Source organism: Streptomyces sp. NBC_01618, from assembly GCF_045209435.1.
In the GTDB taxonomy this organism is placed as follows: Bacteria; Actinomycetota; Actinomycetes; order Streptomycetales; family Streptomycetaceae; genus Streptomyces.
Genome location: NZ_CP109297.1, coordinates 4,026,102 through 4,047,810, shown reverse-complemented (window position 1 = coordinate 4,047,810; position 21,709 = coordinate 4,026,102). Strand labels below are relative to the sequence as shown.

The 21,709-nt window shown below is 68.9% G+C and carries 18 protein-coding genes, 1 tRNA gene and 1 pseudogene; 13 read left to right on the top strand and 7 right to left on the bottom strand.

Annotated elements, in window-relative coordinates; translation table 11 throughout:
- The first annotated feature begins 101 nt into the window (after positions 1-101).
- Positions 102-1,562 (top strand): aminopeptidase P family protein, encoded by a 1,461-nt coding sequence (locus tag OH735_RS18900; protein WP_406382704.1) that lies wholly within the window; start codon positions 102-104, stop codon positions 1,560-1,562.
- 64 nt (positions 1,563-1,626) lie between these two features.
- Here the strand turns inward: OH735_RS18900 and OH735_RS18895 are convergent, their stop codons facing one another.
- Positions 1,627-2,154, bottom strand: coding sequence for an ATP-binding protein (locus tag OH735_RS18895; protein ID WP_406382702.1), 528 nt, complete (start codon positions 2,152-2,154; stop codon positions 1,627-1,629).
- Between the two features lie 259 nt (positions 2,155-2,413).
- Between OH735_RS18895 and OH735_RS18890 the strand changes: the two genes are divergently transcribed.
- The 9 genes from OH735_RS18890 to OH735_RS18850 all read left to right on the top strand — a co-directional run bounded on the left by OH735_RS18890 (position 2,414) and on the right by OH735_RS18850 (position 12,589).
- Positions 2,414-3,217: a hypothetical protein gene (locus tag OH735_RS18890; RefSeq protein ID WP_406382701.1), complete on the top strand. Its 804-nt coding sequence runs from the start codon at positions 2,414-2,416 to the stop codon at positions 3,215-3,217.
- A gap of 193 nt (positions 3,218-3,410) precedes the next feature.
- The gene (locus OH735_RS18885; protein ID WP_406382700.1) at positions 3,411-4,157 is read left to right on the top strand and encodes a YcnI family protein; all 747 of its coding nucleotides are present in this window, start codon (positions 3,411-3,413) and stop codon (positions 4,155-4,157) included.
- Between the two features lie 105 nt (positions 4,158-4,262).
- On the top strand, positions 4,263-4,919 hold the full coding sequence (locus OH735_RS18880; RefSeq protein ID WP_406382699.1) for an SCO family protein: 657 nt from the start codon (positions 4,263-4,265) through the stop codon (positions 4,917-4,919).
- A complete protein-coding gene (locus OH735_RS18875) occupies positions 4,916-5,365 on the top strand; it encodes a copper chaperone PCu(A)C (RefSeq protein WP_406382698.1) in 450 nt (149 codons plus the stop codon). Before OH735_RS18880 ends, OH735_RS18875 begins: the two co-directional genes overlap by 4 nt.
- 14 nt (positions 5,366-5,379) lie before the next feature.
- On the top strand, positions 5,380-7,368 hold the full coding sequence (locus OH735_RS18870; RefSeq protein ID WP_406382697.1) for a copper resistance CopC/CopD family protein: 1,989 nt from the start codon (positions 5,380-5,382) through the stop codon (positions 7,366-7,368).
- Positions 7,369-7,376: 8 nt separating this feature from the next.
- Positions 7,377-8,753 carry an iron uptake transporter deferrochelatase/peroxidase subunit gene (efeB, locus tag OH735_RS18865; protein ID WP_406382695.1) on the top strand — a complete coding sequence of 459 codons (1,377 nt, stop codon included), beginning with the start codon at positions 7,377-7,379 and terminating at the stop codon, positions 8,751-8,753.
- A gap of 27 nt (positions 8,754-8,780) precedes the next feature.
- Entirely contained in the window at positions 8,781-9,716 is a 936-nt protein-coding gene (pheA, locus tag OH735_RS18860; protein WP_406382694.1) for a prephenate dehydratase, read from the top strand.
- A 789-nt stretch (positions 9,717-10,505) separates the two neighbouring features.
- Positions 10,506-11,795, top strand: coding sequence for a serine--tRNA ligase (gene serS / locus OH735_RS18855; protein ID WP_406382693.1), 1,290 nt, complete (start codon positions 10,506-10,508; stop codon positions 11,793-11,795).
- Positions 11,792-12,589 carry an HAD family hydrolase gene (locus tag OH735_RS18850; protein WP_406382692.1) on the top strand — a complete coding sequence of 266 codons (798 nt, stop codon included), beginning with the start codon at positions 11,792-11,794 and terminating at the stop codon, positions 12,587-12,589. The genes serS and OH735_RS18850 overlap by 4 nt, the downstream gene beginning before the upstream one ends.
- Positions 12,590-12,662: 73 nt before the next feature.
- On the opposite strand, the gene OH735_RS18845 is transcribed toward OH735_RS18850, so the two are convergent.
- The 6 genes and pseudogenes from OH735_RS18845 to OH735_RS18820 all read right to left on the bottom strand — a co-directional run bounded on the left by OH735_RS18845 (position 12,663) and on the right by OH735_RS18820 (position 17,735).
- Positions 12,663-12,750, bottom strand: a tRNA-Ser gene (locus OH735_RS18845).
- A gap of 309 nt (positions 12,751-13,059) precedes the next feature.
- Positions 13,060-13,757, bottom strand: a pseudogene (locus tag OH735_RS18840) (hypothetical protein).
- Positions 13,758-14,116: 359 nt separating this feature from the next.
- Positions 14,117-14,836 (bottom strand): ABC transporter permease, encoded by a 720-nt coding sequence (locus OH735_RS18835; RefSeq protein ID WP_406382691.1) that lies wholly within the window; start codon positions 14,834-14,836, stop codon positions 14,117-14,119.
- A 30-nt stretch (positions 14,837-14,866) separates the two neighbouring features.
- Positions 14,867-15,778, bottom strand: coding sequence for an ABC transporter ATP-binding protein (locus OH735_RS18830; protein WP_406382690.1), 912 nt, complete (start codon positions 15,776-15,778; stop codon positions 14,867-14,869).
- Complete coding sequence (locus tag OH735_RS18825) at positions 15,775-16,683, bottom strand: ABC transporter permease (protein WP_406382689.1); 909 nt, start codon at positions 16,681-16,683, stop codon at positions 15,775-15,777. The genes OH735_RS18830 and OH735_RS18825 overlap by 4 nt, the downstream gene beginning before the upstream one ends.
- Positions 16,683-17,735 (bottom strand): ABC transporter ATP-binding protein, encoded by a 1,053-nt coding sequence (locus tag OH735_RS18820; protein ID WP_406386633.1) that lies wholly within the window; start codon positions 17,733-17,735, stop codon positions 16,683-16,685. Before OH735_RS18820 ends, OH735_RS18825 begins: the two co-directional genes overlap by 1 nt.
- Positions 17,736-18,053: 318 nt before the next feature.
- Here OH735_RS18820 and OH735_RS18815 point away from each other — a divergent pair, with 318 nt between their 5' ends.
- The 3 genes from OH735_RS18815 to OH735_RS18805 are packed head-to-tail and all read left to right on the top strand — an operon-like array spanning position 18,054 to position 21,654.
- Positions 18,054-18,905, top strand: a complete 852-nt coding sequence (locus tag OH735_RS18815; RefSeq protein WP_406382688.1) for a M24 family metallopeptidase — start codon at positions 18,054-18,056, stop codon at positions 18,903-18,905.
- Positions 18,902-20,680, top strand: coding sequence for an SDR family oxidoreductase (locus OH735_RS18810; protein WP_406382687.1), 1,779 nt, complete (start codon positions 18,902-18,904; stop codon positions 20,678-20,680). Before OH735_RS18815 ends, OH735_RS18810 begins: the two co-directional genes overlap by 4 nt.
- Positions 20,677-21,654 (top strand): MerR family transcriptional regulator, encoded by a 978-nt coding sequence (locus OH735_RS18805; RefSeq protein ID WP_406382686.1) that lies wholly within the window; start codon positions 20,677-20,679, stop codon positions 21,652-21,654. Before OH735_RS18810 ends, OH735_RS18805 begins: the two co-directional genes overlap by 4 nt.
- Positions 21,655-21,709 lie beyond the last annotated feature (55 nt).

Here is a 21,709-nt window from a genome sequence, read left to right as displayed (position 1 = left end):
CCCGGGCCGGGCTCGGTGTAACAGGTCTTCCGGCCCTGTGCCCCCTTCCGCACGCCCGTACGATGGACGGGGTCCAGTGTCGTATCAAGGAGAGACAAGTCGTGGCTGAGGAGCTCACCCCGGAGACCCCGGAGACCGAAGAAGAGACGGTCAAGCAGCGGAAGAACGGCCTGTACCCGGTCGTCTCCGATGAACTCGCCGCGAACATGAAGTCCGGTTGGGCCGATACGGAACTCCACGGCCTCGAACCGATCGCCCAGGCCGAGCACACCGCCGCCCGCCGCGCCGCGCTGTCCGCGCGCTTCCCCGGTGAGCGCCTGGTCATTCCCGCGGGCAACCTGAAGACCCGCTCCAATGACACCGAGTACGCCTTCCGTGCCTCCACCGAGTACGCGTACCTCACCGGCGACCAGACCCAGGACGGCGTCCTCGTCCTGGAGCCGACCGCGGACGGGCACGAGGCGACCATCCACCTGCTGCCGCGCTCCAACCGCGAGAACGGCGAGTTCTGGCTCGACGGCCAGGGCGAGCTCTGGGTGGGCCGCCGTCACTCCCTCGCCGAGGCCGAGCAGCTGCTGGGCATCCCGGCGAATGACGTGCGCGAGCTGCCGGCCGCGCTGACCGAGGCCACCGGCCCCGTCCGTAACGTCCGCGGCCACGACGCCGGCATCGAGGCCGCGCTGACCGACAAGGTCACCGCCGAGCGCGACGAGGAACTGCGCGTCTTCCTCTCCGAGGCCCGACTGGTCAAGGACGCCTTCGAGATCGCCGAGCTGCAGAAGGCCTGCGACGCCACCGCGCGCGGCTTCGAGGACGTCGTGAAGGTCCTCGACAAGGCCGAGGCCACCAGCGAGCGCTACATCGAGGGCACGTTCTTCCTGCGCGCCCGCATCGAGGGCAACGACATCGGCTACGGCTCGATCTGCGCGGCTGGCCCGCACGCCACCACCCTGCACTGGGTGCGCAACGACGGCCCGGTGCGCTCCGGCGAGCTGCTGCTGCTCGACGCCGGTGTGGAGACCAACGACCTCTACACCGCCGATGTGACGCGCACCCTTCCGATCAACGGCACGTTCACGCCGCTGCAGCGGAAGATCTACGACGCCGTGTACGAGGCCCAGGAGGCCGGCATCGCGGCCGTCAAGCCCGGCGCCGACTACCGCGACTTCCACGACGCGGCACAGCGCGTACTCGCCGAGAAGCTCGTCGAGTGGGGCCTGCTCGGCGACCTGTCCGTGGACAAGGTCCTGGAGCTCGGCCTCCAGCGCCGCTGGACGCTCCACGGCACCGGCCACATGCTCGGCATGGACGTCCACGACTGCGCCGCCGCGCGCACCGAGACGTACGTCAACGGCACGCTGGAGCCCGGCGTCTGCCTCACGGTCGAGCCCGGTCTGTACTTCCAGGCCGACGACCTGACCGTGCCCGAGGAGTACCGGGGCATCGGCGTCCGGATCGAGGACGACATCCTCGTCACCGAGGACGGCAACCGGAACCTCTCCGACAAGCTGCCGCGCCGGGCCGACGAGGTCGAGGCGTGGATGGCACAGCTCAAGAGCTGATCCGAACGGCCCGGCCTGCCCGGCAGGCCCGGTCACGGGTTCCACGCGTCGAAGGACGCCCCGCTCAGGACACCATGAGCAGGGCGTCCTTCCGCCATTTCAGGACCTTGTCGAAGCTCACCACGGCTCCGCAGCCGGGACGGTTGCCGAAGTGCACATGGTCGGCGAGCTGCTCGATCAGACAGAGCCCCCGGCCGTCCTCCGCGCCGAGCGACGGGTACTGCAGGGAATCGCGCTGCTGCGCGGACCTGCGCAGCGTGCGCCTGGCGGGGAAACCCGGCCCCGAATCGGCGACTTCGATACGGCACTTCTCGCCGTCCAGATAGGCGGTGACCTGGTACTGCCCGGAGGCCGTCCCGGGCAGCTCGTCCCATACGTCCCACGGATCCCGGTCGTCGCTCTGCTCGCACTGGACCCTGTGGTCGCCTCCGTGCTCAACAGCGTTCGCACAGGCCTCGGTGAGCGCGACCGACAGGTCGAAGGAGATCTCCGGGTCCACGCCCGCGGTCTCCATCGTGCCCAGCAGGAAACGACGGGCGAGCGGAACGCTCGCAGCCTCGCGCCGCAAATGGAGGGACCACCAGATGCTCATGCTCCAGCCTCCTGGCTGCGGCTCGACATACCGATACCTATTGCCGCGCAGGCGCGTTCGTAAGCACAGACCTGATGTGAGACCGCTCATTCGGCGGATACCAGCACTCCGCACACCCGTGTATGCCGAACCCGGCCGATCTCCCCACCCGGTGCCCGAACCCGGCCACAGCAGCCCCAGCCGCATCCAATCGGCTGGAAGGTGACCTTCCGGACCTGCCGTACGGAGGCCCGGGGCGCGGTGCGATGATGGCCCCGCCATGTCTATGCCTGTCGCACGCGCCGGAGCCGGTCTGCGGCTCCTGAGGGCCGCGGTGTTCACCGCGGTCTGCATCGCGCTGTCCGCGACAGGTCACTCCCTGGCCTCCTGCGCCGCCGTCCCCTGGTGGACCCTGCTCGCCGGATTCCTCGGGGTCTTCGCGGTGGTGGCACCGCTCGCCGGACGCGAGCGCTCGCTGCCGTCCATCGTCGCCGCGCTGGCCGGCGGACAGGTCGCCCTGCACACCCTCTTCGGCATGGGGACGCACCCCGCCCCGACGGACACCGCGGCGGCCGACGACCCGCTGATCCGGTTCGCGGCCAGCCTCGTGTGCGGCATGGGACCGGCGCAGTTGAACGCCGCCGAAGCGCACCGCATCGTCACCACCGCGGGCATCGACCCGGCGTCGGTGGCGGCCCGGGGAGACCAGCACATGGCCTCCGCAGCCGTCTCGGACCCGGCCGGCCTCGCCGGTCTGCTGCCCAGCCTGCCCATGCTGCTCGGCCACCTGCTGGCCGCCGTGGCCAGCGGCTGGCTGCTGCGGCGTGGCGAGATCGCCCTGTTCCGGCTGGCCCGGCTGTCCGCACACGGCGCCCAACAGATCGCGGCCGGGGCCCGGCTGCGTGCGCTGCGCGCCGCGCTCGCGCTCGTGAACGCCCTGCGCGCCGGGCTTCCCGGGGGCCCGACGACCGGGCCGCGTACCCTCCGTACCGCGGCCGACGCCCCGGCCCCCGCCACCGGGGACCCCTTGCAGCACATGGTGATCAGGCGCGGGCCGCCACCCGCATACGCACTCGCAGCCTGACGCGACACCCTCCGCCCAATGCACGCACCACTCGACGCACGGACCACCCGGCGCGTTTGAGCCGGTGTCGTGCAAGTCGGTGCCGCACATGTCGTGCACGTACGCCGCATGTGGGGAAGAGGTGTCGCGATGCCGTCGCGCAGCCGCGCGCCGGACCACCTTTTCTTCGTGCTTCTGTGGAGTGATCCCTGTCATGAACGTTTCCCGCATCGCCCTCGCCGGCGGCGTCGCCGCGTCCACCGTCCTGATCCTCGCCGGTACGGCCTCCGCGCACGTCAGCGTGCAGCCGCAGGGCGAGGCCGCCAAGGGCGGTTACGCCACCGTCAACTTCAAGGTCCCCAACGAGCGCGACGACGCCTCGACGACCAAGGTCGAGGTCAACTTCCCGACCGACCACCCGCTGGCTTCCGTCATGCCGCAGGCCGTGCCCGGCTGGGACATCCAGGTCACCAAGAGCAAGCTGGCCAAGCCGCTGGACATGCATGGCCAGAAGATCAACGAGGCCGTCTCCAAGGTCACCTGGACCGCCACGGGCGACAAGAACGACCGCGGCATCCGCCCGGGCGACTTCCAGCAGTTCCCGCTCTCCATCGGCCAGCTCCCCGAGGAAGCCGACCAATTGGTGTTCAAGGCCATCCAGACGTACGACAACAAGGAAGTCGTCCGCTGGATCGAGGAGCAGAAGGACGGGGCCGAGGAGCCCGAGAGCCCGGCACCGGTCCTCAAGCTGACCGCGGCAACCACCGACGAGCACGGCGCGAGCGCCGACGACAAGAGCGGTGCCGACGCCACCGCGCAGACCGCGGACAAGCAGACGACGGCCGCGGCGGCCGCGTCCTCCAGCGACACCACGGCCCGCGTCCTCGGCATCGTCGGCATCGTCATCGGCGCCGCGGGTGTCGCCTTCGGCTTCCTCGCAGGCCGACGCCGCGCCGCCTGACCAAAGCCCCAAGTCCCACGCAGCACCACGGCACGCAAAGTTCCACCAGTCCCACTCAGCCCCACAGCCCCACCGACCCACCGACCCATCAGGAATCAGTGCTCCATGCGTAAGAAATCTGTGCTGGCCGCGGCGTTCGTCGCCGCGGCCGCACTCACCCTGTCCGCCTGCGGCAGCAGCGACAACAGCGGCGCGAAGAAGCCCATCGCCGATGTGTCCGTCCAGCCCAAGACCAAGGCCGCGACGGTACTCGACCAGCCGTTCACCAAGCCCGACCTCGTCCTCACCGACACCCACGGCAAGAAGTACGACCTGCGCGAGCAGACCAAGGGCAAGCCGACGCTGATCTACTTCGGCTACACCAACTGCCCCGACGTCTGCCCGCTCATCATGAGCAACATCGCCATCGCCAAGAAGGCGCTCCCCAAGGCCGACCAGGAAAAGCTCCAGGTCGTCTTCGTGACCACCGACCCCGAACGGGACACCCCGTCCTCGCTCGGCAGCTGGCTCAAGTCCCAGGACGCCTCCTTCATCGGCCTCACCGGCGACTTCCCGACCATCCAGGCGGGCGCACGCCAGATCGGCATCGGCATCGACGCGCCGAAGAAGGAGAAGGACGGCACCATCGTCTCGATGCACGGGTCCCAGGTCATCGCGTTCTCCCCGAAGACCGACAAGGGCTACCTCGTGTACAGCGAGGACACCTCGCCCGACGACTACACGAAGGACCTCCCCAAGATCGTCAAGGGGGAGAACCCGTGAACCGCCGCACCACCCTCGCCGGCGTCGTCGCCCTCGCCACCGGGCTGACGCTGGTGGGGTGCTCGTCCTCGGACAGCAAGCCCGAACTGAGGGTGACCGGCGCGTTCATGCCGCAGCCCGTCAGCGACATGGCGGCCGGTTTCCTCGTCGTACAAAACAGCGGCGGCGCCTCCGACCGGCTCACCTCGGTCACCAGCTCCCTCTCGGACGACATCACGATCCACGAGACGAAGAACCAGACGATGCGCATGGTGACGTCCTTCGACGTGCCCGCGGGCGGCGAGCTGGATCTGGAACGCGGTGGAAACCACATCATGTTCACGAAGCTCAAGCAGCAGCCCAAACGGGGCGAGAGCGTGCCCGTGGAGCTGCACTTCGAGAAGGCCGACTCGATAAAGGTCGACCTTCCCGTGAAGGAGACCACCTACAACCCGAAGAAGCAGTGAGGGACTGACTCGCCATGACAGCCGCCACCGCCCCGCCCTTCGGACCACCCCCCGCCGCTCCCGCACCGCGCCGACCGCTCGCCGCGGCCGCACTCCTCGCCGCCCTCGTCGGCATGGTGTTCGGCCTGCTGCTGGGCGGCGCGGGCCCCGCGTCCGCGCATGCCGCACTCACCGGGAGCGATCCGCAGGACGGGGCGGTGGTCGACACCGCGCCCAAGCAGGTCACGCTCACCTTCTCCGAACAGGTCGCCATGAGCGACAGTTCCGTCAGGGTCCTGGACCCCGACGGCAAACGCGCCGACACCGGCGCCGCACCACGTGATCTGCAGAGCGGCTCCACCGTGAAGTACGGGGTTTCACTGCACAGCGGACTGCCCGACGGCACGTACACCGTCGCCTGGCAGGCCGTCTCCGCGGACAGCCACCCCATCTCGGGCGCCTTCACCTTCTCCATCGGAGCCCCCTCCAAAACCACCGTCGCCCTCCCCACGGACGAGGCCGGGGGCGGCCTCGTCGGCACCCTCTACGGCATCGCGCGCTACGCCGCGTACGCAGGTTTCATCCTGCTGGCCGGGGGCGCGGCCTTCGTGCTGACCTGCTGGCAGCGCGGGGCCGGCGCACGCCCGCTGCAACGACTGGTCGTACGCGGCTGGATGACCCTCACCGTGGCCACCCTGGCCATGCTGCTCCTGCGCAACCCGTACACCGGCTCCGGGAAACTGGCGGACGCCTTCGACCTCGACGGCCTGAAGGCCGTGCTCGAGACCAAGCCTGGGGCAGCGCTGGTATCCCGGCTGCTGCTGCTCGGCGCTTCCGCGCTCTTCATCGCCGTGCTGTTCGGGACGTACGCGAAGCGCGAGGACGAGCGCGAGAAGAAGGACCTCACCCTCGGACTGGCCATCGGCGGCACCGTGATCGCCGCCGGGATCGCCGGGACCTGGGCGCTCGCCGAACACGCCTCGACCGGGATCCAGCCCGGCATCGCCATGCCGGTCGACGTGCTCCACCTGCTGGCCGTCGCCGCCTGGCTGGGCGGGCTGACCGCCCTGCTGGTCGCGCTGTACCGGACGCCGGACATCGGAGCGGCGGCCGTACGGCGCTTCTCCCGTGTCGCGTTCGGCAGCGTGCTCGTGCTCGCCGCCACCGGGATCTACCAGTCCTGGCGCCAGGTCGGCACCTGGTCCGCGCTGACCGGCACCGGCTACGGGCAACTGCTGCTCGTGAAGGTGGGACTCGTCGCCGTCCTGATCGGCATCGCCTGGATTTCGCGCCGCTGGACCGCACGACTGGTCACGAACGGAGCCGACGCGGTGGGAACGGAGGACGGGGCCGAAGTCGCGGTCGAGGAACTCCCGACCGCGGCCGCGCCGTCGTCCACTGTCGAGGAGTCCCGAACCCCGGCCGCGCTCTCGCCCGCCGACGAGGACCCCGCGCGGGCGGCGCAGCTCGCCCGGCAGAGGGTCGCCGTGGCCACCGCCGAGAAGAAGAGGGTCCGCGATGCCGACCCCGACCGGTCCGGGCTGCGCCGCTCGGTGCTGGCGGAAGTCGGGGTCGCCGTGGCGCTGTTGGCCGTGACGACCGTACTGACCGCGACCGAGCCGGGACGTACCGAGGAGGAAGCGGCCCGCAGTTCGACGGCGGCATCCGCCCCGGCAGCCGAGGGCCCGGTCAATCTGACGCTGCCGTTCGACACGGGCGGCCAGAACGGCAAGGGATCGATACGGATGGACATCGAGCCCGCCCGTACCGGCGTCAATGAGATCCACATCTGGGTCGACAGCACCGACGGCAAGGCCATGGACGTCCCCGAACTGAAGCTCGCCTTCACTCTGGAATCCAAGGACATCGGCCCGCTTCCCGTCACCCCGGTCCGGCTCACCGAGGGCCACTGGACCGCGAGCGGCGTCCAGATCCCGATGGCGGGCAACTGGAAGGTCGCGGTGACCGTACGCACGTCGGACATCGATCAGACGACCATCGACAAGAACGTGAAGATCGGCTGAGCAGCATCGTGAGTGGAAACAGCGCAATCAGCGGAACCGGCGGAGTGGGCGGAGCGGGCGCGAACAGCCGCAGGGCCTCCACCGGCAAGGGCAAGACCTCCGCAGGCGACAGGGACGGCGGAGCCCCCGGCAGCGGTGCCATCTCCCGGCGGCGGCTGCTCGGCAGCGCCGGCGCGGCCGGTGCGACCGGGCTGGTCCTGGGCGTGGCGGGCGGCGCGACCGGCTATGCCGCGACCCGGCCCGACCAGCCGACCGCGCTGGCCTCGGTCGGCTCCACCCAAGTGATGTTTCACGGGAAACATCAACCGGGGATCACCACTCCGCTTCAAGCACGCGGCCATCTCGTCGCCTTCGACCTGGCGCCCGGCGCGGGACGGAAGGAAGCGGCGGCCCTGATGCGCCGATGGTCGGCCGTCGCCGGGCGGCTGATGGCCGGTGAACCCGCCGACAGCGGTGCCGCGGACGGCGCGGCCCATGACACCGGGATCGCGCTGGACGCCGGACCGTCCTCGCTGACCGTCACCTTCGGATTCGGCCGCACCTTCTTCGAACGCACGGGCCTGGTCGGCCACCGGCCACCAGGGCTCGACCCGCTGCCGCCCTTCTCCTCCGACCACATCGACGCCAAGCGCTCCGACGGTGACCTCTGGGTACAGATCGGCGCCGACGACGCGTTCGTCGCCTTCCACGCGCTGCGCGCCGTGCAGAAGGAGGCCGCCCCCGCCGCCAGGGTCCGCTGGCAGATGAACGGCTTCAACCGCAGCCCCGGCGCCACCGCGCGGCCGATGACCGCCCGCAATCTGATGGGCCAGATCGACGGCACCAACAACCCCGAGCCCGCCGAGAGCGACTTCGACGGGCGCATCTTCGTCCCGGACGGGACGGACAAGAAGTACGACTGGCTGGCCGACGGCTCGTACGCCGTCGTACGCCGGATCAGGATGCTGCTCGACGACTGGGAGAAGCTCCCGGTGGAACGGCAGGAACAGGTCATAGGGCGCCGCAAGAAGGACGGTGCTCCGCTGAGCGGCGGCACCGAGACCACCGCGATGGACCTCGACAAGGCGGGCCCCGACGGCAAGCTCCTGATCCCGGACAACGCCCACGCCCGGATCTCCTCCCCCGAGAAGAACAGCGGCGCGGCCATGCTGCGGCGCCCCTTCTCGTACCACGACGGCATCGCGGCGGACGGCACGCCGGACGCGGGGCTGCTGTTCATCTGCTGGCAGGCGGATCCGCTGCGGGGATTCGTTCCGGTGCAGCGCAAGCTGGACCGGGGCGATGCCCTGTCGCCGTTCATCCGGCACGAGGCCAGCGGCCTGTTCGCGGTGCCGGGCGGTGCGGCGGACGGCGAATACGTGGGGCAGCGACTTCTGGAGTCCTGAGCGCCCGGGGCGCATTAGGGTGACGGTATGTCCGCCACGCGCTACGCATATCTCGGCCCCGAAGGCACCTTCACCGAGGTCGCCCTCCGTACGCTCCCGGAAGCCGCCACCCGCGAACTCGTCCCGATGGTCTCCGTACCGGTGGCTCTGGACGCGGTGCGCAACGGCGAGGCCGCGGCAGCACTCGTACCGATCGAGAACTCGGTGGAAGGCGGCATCACCGCGACGCTCGACGAGCTGACCACCGGCGCACCGCTGATGATCTACCGCGAGGTGCTGCTCTCCATCAGCTTCGCGCTGCTGGTGCGGCCCGGTACGAAGCTGTCGGACATCAAGTCGGTCACCGCGCACCCGGCCGCGCAGCCGCAGGTGCGCAATTGGATGGCCGCCCACCTCCCGGACGCCGTGTGGGAGTCCGCGGCCTCCAACGCCGATGGCGCCCGGCTCGTGCAGGAGGGGCGGTACGACGCCGCCTTCGCCGGTGAGTTCGCGGCGGCGACCTACAGTCTCGAACCGCTGGTGACCGAGATCCATGACGCGGTGAACGCGCAGACCCGGTTCGTCCTGGTGGGCCGGCCGGCCCGGCCGGCGGCGCCGACGGGTGCGGACAAGACGTCGGTGGTCATCTGGCTGGGCGAAGACCACCCCGGCGCGTTGCTCGAACTGCTCCAGGAGTTCACGGTGCGCGGGGTGAACCTGATGCTGATCCAGTCGCGGCCGACGGGGGCCGGAATCGGGAACTACTGCTTCGCGGTGGACGCCGAGGGACACATCGCGGACCGCCGGGTCGGCGAGGCGCTGATGGGGCTGAAGCGGATCTGCCCGAAGGTGCGGTTCCTCGGGTCGTACCCACGGGCCGGGGTGACGCGGGAGGACGTACGGCCGCTGCGGGCTGGTACGTCGGACGCGGAGTTCACCGAGGCCTCCGACTGGCTGGCACGCAATCTGGACGGCCGGGGCTGACGGTCCCGGGCGGGCGGTCATGGGCCCCGCGTTCACGGGCCGGCGGTCCCGGGCGGGCCGGGGCTGACGGTTTCCGGCGGGTGGTCATGGGTCGGCAGTCACAGATCGTCGGTCGCGAGCGGGGAAGGGCAGGGCCGGCGCGCCGCGCCCGGACAGCCACCAGTAACTATCCGCCGGTCCGAGAATCCGCCGATCTGTTCTGCCGATTCTCGGCATCCACAAAGTTATCCACAGGGGCGGTTCTCGACCTGGGGACAAGTCGACACTCGCCACTACCCTAATGCGACATGGTCGACATATCGCTCAAGCCACCCCAGATACATCCACAGGCCGATAGAGCGCGTGGGGCGCCCCGTGTCACCCCAATTCCGTTGATCAACCCTTCAAGGTGGAGAATTCCCACCCGAACGAGCGTCTGAAGCGGGTTTGAACGGGTAATCCGTGAGCCCTGAAGCGACTTTCGGAACGATCTCCTCCGGTATCCACAGCTCTTCCTCACAGCCTGTGGATAACTTCGAGGAGCGCCCACACCTGTGGACAAGTAAGCTTCAACTGCCCTTTCACGCAAGGAAGATGCGTCAAGACAGCTGACGCCTTCCGCCCCATTTAGGGGAATAAGCTCTTTTTTTATTGACAGCCGAGAGCGGTCGGGATCGGCCACGCTCGACCGGGATCGAGTCCAGCCAATGCAATACCGGCCAGCATTATCAATTCAGGCAATTCGGGCAAAATGACACGCTTGGCAATATCGGTTCGAGCTGGAGAAGCACACACCGGTAGCCTGGAGGGGTGATTGACCTTCGCCTGCTCCGTGAGGACCCCGACCGTGTTCGCGCCTCCCAGCGCGCCCGTGGAGAGGACGTCGCGCTCGTCGACGCCCTTCTCTCCGCCGACGAGCGGCGCAGGTCGTCCGGTGTCCGCTTCGACGAACTCCGCTCCGAGCAGAAGGCGCTCGGCAAGCTGATCCCCAAGGCTTCGCCCGAGGAGCGCGCCGAGCTCCTGAAGAAGGCCGAGCAGCTGAAGGCCGACGTCAAGGCGGCCGACGCGGCACAGGACGAGGCCGACGCGGAGACCAAGCGTCTGATGCTCCAGCTCGGCAACATCGTCCACGAGGACGTGCCGGTCGGCGGCGAGGAGGACTTCGTCGTCCTGGAGACACACGGCACGATCCGTGACTTCGGGGCCGAGGGCTTCGAGCCCAAGGACCACCTGGAGCTCGGCGAGATGCTCGGCGCCATCGACATGGAACGTGGCGCCAAGGTCTCCGGTTCGCGCTTCTACTACCTGACGGGTGTCGGCGCGCTGCTGGAGCTCGCCCTCGTCAACGCGGCGATCGCGCAGGCCACCGAGGCCGGATTCGTCCCGATGCTGACGCCGGCGCTGGTCCGCCCCCGCGCCATGGAAGGCACCGGCTTCCTCGGCCAGGCCGCGGAGAACGTGTACCACCTGGAGAAGGACGACTACTACCTGGTCGGCACCTCCGAGGTCCCGCTCGCCGCGTACCACATGGACGAGATCATCGAGGCCGACAAGCTGCCGCTGCGGTACGCGGGCTTCTCCCCGTGCTACCGCCGTGAGGCCGGTACGTACGGCAAGGACACCCGAGGCATCTTCCGCGTCCACCAGTTCGACAAGGTCGAGATGTTCTCGTACGTCGACCCGGCGGACGCCGAGGCCGAGCACCGCAGGCTCCTGGACTGGGAGAAGCAGTGGCTCACCGCTCTTGAGCTGCCCTTCCAGGTGATCGATGTCGCCACCGGCGATCTGGGGGCCTCGGCCTCCCGGAAGTTCGACTGCGAGGCGTGGATCCCGACGCAGGGCAAGTACCGCGAGCTGACGTCCGCGTCGAACTGCGACAGCTTCCAGGCGCGCCGCCTGTCCGTCCGGATGCGCGAAACCCGCGACGGCAAGAAGGTTCTCCAGCCGCTGGCCACGCTGAACGGCACGCTCTGCGCCGTACCGCGCACGATCGTGGCGATCCTGGAGAACCACCAGCTGGCCGACGGATCGGTGCGGGTGCCGGAGGTGCTCCGGCCGTACCTGGGCGGGCGCGAGGTTCTGGAACCGGTCGCCAAGTGACCTTTCCGTACAAGCTCGTCGCGACCGACCTCGACGGCACGCTGCTGCGTAACGACGACACGGTCTCCGAGCGCACCCGTGAAGCACTGGCCGCGGTGACCGCGGCCGGTGCCGCACACATCATCGTCACCGGCCGCGCGGTCCCGTGGACCCGGCACATCCTGGACGACCTCGGCTACGAGGGGCTCGCCGTCTGCGGCCAGGGCGCGCAGGTCTACCACGCGGGCGAACACAAGCTGCTGACCTCGCTGACGCTGGACCGGCAGCTCGCCGGTCTCGCGCTGTCCAAGGTCGAGGCCGAGGTCGGCCCGTTGGCACTGGCGGCGAGCCGCGACGGGCTCGACGGCGATGTGCTGGTCGGCCCCGGCTACCGCGTACAGGAAGGCCCCCTTCCGGCCGTCTTCACCGAGGACCCGGCCGAGATGTGGTCGGCTCCCCTGAACAAGATGTACATCCAGCATCCCGATCTCGACGACGACGCACTGGCGAAGGCCGCGCGAGCGGCAGTCGGGAACCTGGTGGACGTGGTCATGGCCGGTCCGGGCGTGGTGGAGATCCTGCCGCTGGGGCTGAGCAAGGCGACCGGACTCTCGCTGGCCGCGCGCCGGCTGGGCGTGACGGCCGCGGACACGCTGGCCTTCGGCGACATGCCGAACGACATCCCGATGTTCGGCTGGGCGCAGCGGGGTGTCGCGATGGCCAACGCGCATGCGGATCTGAAGGCCGTGGCCCAGGAGATCACCGCTTCCAACGAGGACGACGGCATCGCTGTGGTGCTGGAGCAGCTGCTGTAGCCGTACAGGTCCGCTGAGCCCGTACCCGTACCCGTTGCCGTACCTGTGGTCGTACTCGACGGCGCTGCTGCTGCGGAGGATGCGCGGATCGAACGCGCGCGGGGTTCACCGCCCCGACGACGGCTTAGCAAGCCGCTGCCTTACCACTCGGCCAATCCTCCGGGAGGGCGGCCGCGCGATGCGCAGAGAAACCGCCCCGGGCGTCCTGCTCCGATCGGCACGGCGGAGTCGTCGGTGACTACTCCGGTGCCGGCTCGGGCCCGCCCTGCTGGGAACTCGACGGACTCGGACTCTCGGTCATCGTCGCGCTCCTCTCCCGGCCTGTGGAGTGCATGTCGGCTTGTGGACGATCCTGTCGGGGCGTTCTGCACCGACTTCGGCAGGTGCTGCACCAACTACTGTGCCCGGCACGGCCTTTCGGTGCCACCCATTTTCCGGGCAGCACCGAAGGACCGCGCACACCCGTCGGATCAGCGCTGCTTGTTGCTGCGGTGGCTCAGATCCTTCAGGTGACGGGCGAGATCATCGATCCTGCCGTCGATACGGACGAGGTCCTCGGACACGTGCCCCAGCCGCACGCTCATGGCGCCGACGACCTGATGTGTGACGTCCAGCCTCCGATCGAGGCTGTCGAGCCGGAGCGACATCCGGTTGAGGACGGGCCCGAGCTCCTGAAGCGCGCTGCCCACTCCGGCGAGGCAGCTCTCGACCCGGGTGACGCGGTGTTCGAGCGAGGCGTAGCCCGCGCGCAGGTCCTGCTCGGCGTCGAGCAGATATGTACGGACGCATCGGGCGATGTCGCTGTCGCGAAGAAGCATCGCGACGTTGAGCACGGTCCGGCGGGTGTAGAGGGTGAGCTGCGTGGCAGCCTGTGGATAACTTTCGTCCTCCCCTCCGCCCCATAGGGACAACATGTCCCTATGGAATTCCCGCAGCTCAGAGCCGCGCAGAAGGGTGAGCCCATTCTCTGCGACCTCGACTCGATGCCGCTGGGTCACCTTTTTGATGACCTCTGTGGATACTTCGAAGTAACGAGCCACGTCCTCTGTGCGAAGGTGAATTCCATCCGGGAGCATGACAAGGCTCTTGACTTGTCGAGGACATCGACGCGCCCCATCTGTTCGACGCGCAGCGAACGCGATTCGAGCAGGGCTGCTTCCGTGGGCATGGACATGCCTTCCGATCGTGAAACCGATGCTGGACAGCCCTGTCCCGGGCCTGAGGGACAAAGGACGCTCACGGTTGCCACTCACTCAATGACCGACCCGACGGGGTACTCCCTCGCCGCCATCGGCAATCCCTGTTTCACGAAAGCTACGACGCCACGGATTCCAGTTGCCTCCACTCGCCCTGCCCAACGAACCGATAACCGTACAGTTACGCGTACTACTGTCCGAAATGAATCAACCCCCGCCCAGAAGGCGAGGGTTGATGACCGACGAGTGCGGCAGGGATCAGAAACAGCACACAGGGCGAGGTGTCCGGAGGGAAATGTCCGGAGGGTGCCCCCTGGTCACTCTTCCCCGGTCACTCTTCCCCGGCCAGCTTCAGCGCGCGCAGCTTCTGCCCCGCGTACCAGGTCGCCACGACCGTGACCGCCGCCAGCAGGACGGTCGCGACCGGCAGTCCGACATCGGACGTGATCGTGCCTGCGCCGCCGACCTTCTCGGCGACCGCGAGGGACCACTGCTGCACGCTGAGCGTGCGCGCCCCGGGCACCAGGGTGCCGAACAGGGCCTCCCACACCAGGGCGTAGACGAGGCCGAAGACGACCGCGTGCCTGCTGACGGTGCCCAGCAGCAGGAACAGCGAGCTGTACGCAATCGAGGCGACCAGCGCGGCAATGGTGTACGCCACCGCGATCTGCTGGCCGTTGCCGTTGAGGATCAGTCCCGCGATCAGCGTGGGCAGCGCGGAGAAGACCATCGTGACGGCGATGGCCACGATCAGCTTGGTGAAGATGATCGTCGGCCGCTTCACCGGCTTGGCCAGCAGATAGACGATCGATCCGTCGTCGATCTCGGGACCGATGGCTCCGGTTCCGGCGATCACGCCGATCAGCGGCACCATCGTGGCGATGGCGAAGCCGCCCAGCACATCGGAGGCGACCTGGTCATCGGCTCCCGCGAACGTCCGTACCGCGACGGCGATGATCACCAGCAGGGCCGGCAGGACGAAGAGGATGGCGGCCCGGCGCCGGCCGAGCAGGGCCCGGTAGGTGAGCCGGGCGACTGTGGGGTCGTACATGACGCTTCACAGCTCCTTTCAGGCCACTACTCAGGCCGCTACGAGATAGGAAAAGACCGATTCGAGGGACTCGTCGGACGGCGAAACGGTCAGAAGGCGAATCCCGTGTTCACGTGCGACCTTCGGCAGCAGCTCGGTGAAGCGTCCGAAGTCGACCGCCTGGATACGCAGGGCCTGTTCGCCCAGGTCCACCTCGATACCGGCCGTCGACGGGTCGGCGATGAGCGCGGCGGCGAGCGCGCGGTCGTCGCTGGAACGTACGAGATAGCGGTGCGGGCGGTCCGTCATCAGCCGGCGGATCTTCCGGAAGTCACCGGACGCCGCGTGCCGTCCCGCCACGATCACCTCGATGTGCGAGGCGAGTTGTTCGACCTCTTCGAGGATGTGGGAGGAGAAGAGCACCGTACGGCCCTCGGTCCCCATCCGCCGCAGCAGCTCCATCAGCTGCATCCGCTGGCGCGGGTCCATCCCGTTGAACGGCTCGTCGAGCAGCAGTACCGACGGTTCGTGGACCAGGGCGGACGCCATCTTCACGCGCTGGCGCATGCCCTTGCTGTACGTCGAGATCTTGCGGTCCTGCGCGTACTCCATCTCGACCGTGGCCAGCGCCTTCTGCGCCTCCGCGTCACCCAGCCCCTGCAATTCGGCATTGGCGACGACGAATTCGCGGCCGGTCAGGAAGTCGTACATCCCTTCCCGCTCGGGCACGATCCCGATCTCCTTGTACACCGCTTCGTTGCGCCAGATCGTCCGGCCGTCGAGTGTGACGGTGCCCGTCGAAGGGGCGAGGAAGCCGGCCATCATGTTGATCAGCGTGGACTTCCCCGCGCCGTTGGGGCCGAGCAGCCCGGTGACGCCCGGGCCCACCTTCATGCTCACGTCGTTGACGGCGACCACATTGCCGAACCAGCGCGAGGTGTGGTCGATCTCGATGGTGGTCACAGCCCGACCCTCCGGTAGCGGCGCATCAGTACGGCGTACGAGCCGGCGACGAGCGCGAGAACAACGATCAGATAGACCACGCCGGCCCCGGCTCCCGGGCCTTCCCCTCCGGGGAAGGCCGATTTGGCTCCGAGGAACGCGGTCTGCACACCGTCGATCAGCGTGATGGGGGAGAAGAGCCCCAGCCACTCGATGGCCCCGGCGGAGTCCGTCTGCCAGGCAATGGCCTGGACCGTGGAGACCGCGCCGTAGGAAATGGTCAGCACGGCGATGACCGCGGCGACACCGAACCCGCGACGCGGCGTCAGCGCGGCCATCACCAGCCCCAGGCCGGCGAAGAGTACGGAGAGCAGCGCCACCGACACCATCCCCTGTCCGAACCCCTTGGTCTGGTCGACGAAGTCGAACTTCCCGAGCAGCGCCCCCACGTAGAGGATGACGAGCGGCGCCCCGGTGAGGATGAAGAGCGCGGACGCCATGGCCGCCAGCTTCGCGACGACATAGTCGACCCGCTCGATCGGCCGTGAGAAATATAGCGGCACGCTCTTGAAACGCAGGTCCCGGGAGACCGACTGGGGTGCCTGCGCGGCGAGGAAGAGGCCGATGACGGCCTGCAGATAGATCGCGTACGCCGTGTACTTGATCGGCAGGGCCGTGCTCCCCGGGGTGGCGATGGCCACCGCGACGATGATCGCCGCGATCACGCACATCACACCGAAGAGCAGCATCGGAAGCACCTTGGACTTGGCGGACCGCCCCAGTCCGAATGAACCTCGCAGGGACTGCGAGTAGAGCGAGCGCCGCGCATAACCGCGGCCCAGCCGCGCGCCGTCGTAGGAGCGGTACCCGATGTTGTGGATCCGGGAGGTCTCGCTCCCGCTCACGGCCCCGGTCTCAGTGCTCATCACCGACCGCTCCCCTTCTGCTGTACGGCCCCGACGACCGCGGGCGCGTTCTGCGCCACGGCTGCGGCCTGCGGTTCCCCTTCGGCACGGAAGACCTCGGCGATGTGGTGGCGCCGCTGCTCCATCCGTACGAGACCGAGTCCGAGCCCGGCGACGCTGTCGCGCACGATGTCGTACGTCTCCTCGCCGGTTGCCTCGATCAGCAGGATGTGGCCTGCACCGGGCAGCCCCTGCCCGTCGAGACCGTCGTGGCCCACGAGCTTGACGCCGGCGCCGGTGAGGACCTGGCGCAGCGCGTCGGTGCCGTCCGGGTGGGTGTCGCTGTCGGTGACCTCGACCGCGAGGGTCGTGGTGGTCTGGGTGAAGTCGCTGGTGGAGCTGGAGCGCAGCAGTGTGCCGCCGTCGATGACGACGACGTGGTCACAGGTGCGTTCCAGCTCGCCCAGGAGGTGCGAGGTGACCAGGACCGAGATGCCGAAGTCCGTGTATACGCGGCGGATCAGCCCCAGCATCTCGTCGCGGCCGACCGGGTCCAGGCCGTTGGTCGGCTCGTCGAGCAGAACCAGCTGCGGGTCGTGGACCAGTGCCTGGGCCAGTTTCACGCGCTGCTTCATGCCGGTCGAGTAGCCGCCGATGGGGCGGTAGCGCTCTTCGTACAGACCGACGTGGCGCAGGGTGTCGGCGGTGCGCTCGCGCGCGGCTGTCGGTGGCAGTCCGGACATCCGCGCCATGTGGACGACGAACTCGGTGGCCGAGACGTCCGGTGGCAGGCAGTCGTGCTCGGGCATGTAACCGACCCGTTCCCGGATGGCGGCGCCACTGGTGGTGACGTCGAGCCCAAGCACCGCGGCCCGACCTTCGGTGGCGGGGGACAGACCCAGCAGGATCTTGATCAATGTGGACTTGCCGGCCCCGTTGGAACCCACCAGGCCGGTCACACCGGGTCCGATGTCCAAGGAGAGCCGGTCAAGCGCGGTCACCCGGGGGAACCGCTTGCTCAGGCTTTCGGTCGCGATCACAGTCACGTCTTCGAAGATAGTGGCGCGGGCCACAGCGGACGTCAGCCCAGGCGGCTGGATCCGCATCAGACTCCAGGCGTACGGACCCGTAGGGGGCCACCACGAGGGAGGAAGTCCCGGAGTCGGGGCCCGGGGGCTGGAGTCGCGGGCAGAGGCCGGAGTCGGGGACGGGGGCCGGAGTCGGGGACGGGGGCCGGAGTCGGGGACGGGGGCCGGAGTCGGGGCCGGGGCCGGGAGCCGAAGTTGTCCACAGGTCTCCGCACGCCCCTTGACGTAGTCGCCGGACATTGTCACATTCATCAGTGTCACGTTACGGACACGTACCGCACACGGCAGGGAACGGACGGTGGCATGGCCTCGGCAGTGAAGGACGAACAGGCCCCGGAGCTGCGGGGATTCAGAGAGGTGCAGCGTCTCGCGTACGAATGTGCGGAGGCGGTCGCCGCCCGGCTCCGGCCGGGGGTGACCGAGCGCGAGGCGGCCCGGATGCAGCGCGACTGGCTGCGGGAGCGCGGGGTGCGGGACTGGTTCCACCTCCCCTTCGCCTGGTTCGGGGACCGTACGGCCTTCGCCGGCTTCAAGGTGCCCCTGCAGTTCTTCCCGACCCACCGGAAGCTGGAGCCGGGGATGCCGTTCATCCTCGACATGGCCCCGGTGTACAAGGGCTTCACGGCGGACATCGGCTACTCCGGCTGCCTCGGGCTCAACCCACTGCACGACAAGCTCATGGCCGATCTGGAAGTCCACCGCGAGCTGATTCTGCGCGAGGTGCGGGAGCGGCGTCCGCTGCGTGAGATCTACGAGGACGTCGAACACCTGATGATCAAGCAGGGGTACGCCAACAGACATCGCGCGTATCCCTTCGGCGTCATTGCGCACAAGGTCGACCGCGTCACCGAGCGCCGCTGGTCCCCGCATGTGTTCGGGTTCGGCACCCAGTCGCTCAAGGGACTTGTGAGCGACGCACTGCACGGACACCGGGAGGGCTGGTCGCCGCTGTGGAGTCCGTACCGCTTCTCCGACCATCCGCCGCAGCCCGGGCTGTGGGCGGTCGAACCCCACCTCGGATTCCGGGGTACGGGCGCCAAGTTCGAGGAGATCCTGGCGGTCACCGACTCCAAGGACCCCGAACAGAGCGCCTTCTGGCTGGACGACGATCTGCCGCATGTGCGGCGCTGGGCCGAGGAGAGGGTGGCGGCATGAGTCCGCAGAGTCTGCCGGGGGCGCGCGAGCGCCGGGTTCGTACGGGCGGAATCGAGCTGTGCGTCGCCGAGGTGGGCGACGAGTCGCGGCCGACGATCGTCCTCGTCCACGGCCACCCGGACAGCAAGGAAGTCTGGACGGAGGTGGCAAGGCAGCTGGCCGATCAGTGGCACGTCGTGCTTTACGACGTACGCGGGCACGGCCGGTCCACGGCACCGACGCCGCTGCGCGGCGGCTTCACCCTGGAGAAGCCCACCGATGACTTCCTGGCCGTCGTCGACGCGGTGAGCCCGGACCGGCCGGTGCATCTGGTCGGGCACGACTGGGGGTCGGTCCAGTCCTGGGAGTTCGCCACGGTCAAGCGGACCGAGGGCCGGATCGCCTCGTTCACCTCGATGTCCGGGCCTTCCTTGGACCACTTCGGCCACTGGATCAAGCAGCGGATGACCCGGCCCACCCCGCGCCGCGTCGGCCAGTTGCTGGGACAGGGCGCCAAGTCCTGGTACGTCTACATGCTGCATACTCCTGTCCTGCCGGAGCTCGCCTGGCGTGGCCCGCTCGGCAGGCAGTGGCCGCGGATCCTGCAGCGGCTGGAGAAGGTGCCCGCGGGCGACTATCCGACGTCCTCCCTGCCCAACGATGCGGCGCACGGCGCCTGGCTCTACCGCGACAACGTCGGGGCCCGGCTGCGCCGACCCCGTACCGACGCCTATGCGCATGTACCGGTCCAGCTGATCACACCGACCGGCGACATCTTCCTGTCGGAGAAGCTGTACGACCAACTGGAGTTGTGGGCCCCGCAGTTGGTACGCCGCTCCCTACCGGGCAAGCACTGGGTTCCGCGCACCAGGCCGGACCGGCTCGCCTCCTGGATCAGCGAGTTCGTCACCGCCAACGAGTCGGCGCGGGCCGAGGGCCGACCGGTGCAGGACACCGCGCCGACCGGGGCGTACGCGGACCGGTTCGGCGGACAACTGGTCCTCGTGACGGGCGCGGCCGGGGGCATCGGCCGGGCCACCGCTTTCGCCTTCGCCGAGGCGGGCGCCCGGGTGGTGGCCGTGGACCGGGACGCGGAGGGGGCGGCCAGGACTGCGGAGATGGCCCGGTTGATCGGCTCCCCGGCCGCCTGGGGCGAAGCGGTCGACGTCAGCGACGAACAGGCGATGGAGAAGCTCGCCGAGAAGGTCGCCGGCGAGTACGGCATCGTCGACGTCCTGGTCAACAACGCCGGGATCGGCCTGTCCGGCTCCTTCCTGGAGACGACGAGCGAGGACTGGAAGAACGTCCTCGACGTCAATCTGTGGGGGGTCATCCACGGCTGCCGGATCTTCGGCAGGCAGATGGCCGAGCGCGGTCAGGGCGGCCATATCGTCAACACGGCTTCCGCCGCCTATCAGCCCTCCCGGGCGCTGCCCGCCTACAGCACCTCCAAGGCAGCCGTGCTGATGCTCAGCGAGTGCCTGCGAGCCGAGCTCGCCGACCGGTCGATCGGGGTCAGCGCGATCTGCCCCGGCATCGTCAACACGAACATCACCGCGACGACACACTTCGCCGGTGTCGACGCGGAGGAGGAGAAGCGGCTACGGAAGCGGGCCAGCCGCTTGTACGGGCTCCGGAACTATCCGCCGGAGAGGGTCGCCGACGCGATCCTCAAGGCAGTGGTGCGCAACCAGGCCGTCGTGCCCGTGACGCCGGAGGCCCGCGGTGCCCGGTTCCTGTCGCGTTTCAGCCCCGGTGCGCTGCGCGGGATCGCCCGGCTGGAGCCGCCGCTGTGAGCGGCCGCGGGCAGTCGTCGGCGGCGGCCGGCCGGTCCGCCGCCGAGTACCGGATCGAGGACCTGGCGCATGCGAGCGGCGCCACGGTCCGGACGATCCGCGCCTATCAGGACCGCGGCCTACTGCCGACGCCGGAACGACGCGGCCGGGCCAACGTGTACCGCGACACCCACCTCTCCCGGCTCCGGCAGATCGCCGATCTGCTGGACCGCGGCTACACCCTGGCCAGCATCAAGGAACTCCTGGAGGCCTGGCACACGGGCCGCGGCCTGGGCGGGGTGCTCGGGCTCGTCGCCGAGGTGCACGGCCCCTGGACGGACGAGCAGGCCGACCGGATCACCCGGGCCGCGCTGAACACCAGGTTCGGCGGCAATCCGGACGACGAGGCGATCGCCGAGGCGGTGGACCTCGGCGTGCTCGAACGCATACCGGGGCGGGACGACGAGTTCCTGGTGCCAAGCCCGCAAGAGCTGGCCGTAGAGGTCGAGTTGTATGCCGCCGGCGTTCCGCTCGGCGCAATCTCCGGCCACCTTAGGGAACTTCGCGGCCAGGTCGAGCACATCGCCTCACGTTTCCTGGAGTTCACCACCGAGCACATCTTCGCGCGGTATCTCGGCCATCGCCCGCCGACGGAATCGGACGCGGCGGAAGCGGCCACGATGGTGCGCAAGCTGCGCCCACTCGCCCAGCAGACAGTGGACGCCGAACTGGCCCGCGCGATGAGGATGTTCGCCACCCGGCATCTGCAGCACCACCTCGGCGCGGACAGGCCGCTCACATCGGCGACCACGCCGTCCGTGACGTGCCAGGTGGATCTGCCGCCGGAGACAATTCGTGCCGTGCAACACCTGGTTGGGCCGGAGAACGTGTCCGCCTTCGTCGCGGCTGCGGCAGAACGCGAGGTGCAATCAAGGACATTGGATGCACTTGCCTCATCCACCAATGAAGTGAAGGGAATTACCCAAAACGGTTGATTCTTCCGTCACTTGTCCACAGAATCCCCAATCAGCCTGTGGATAACTTGAGTTG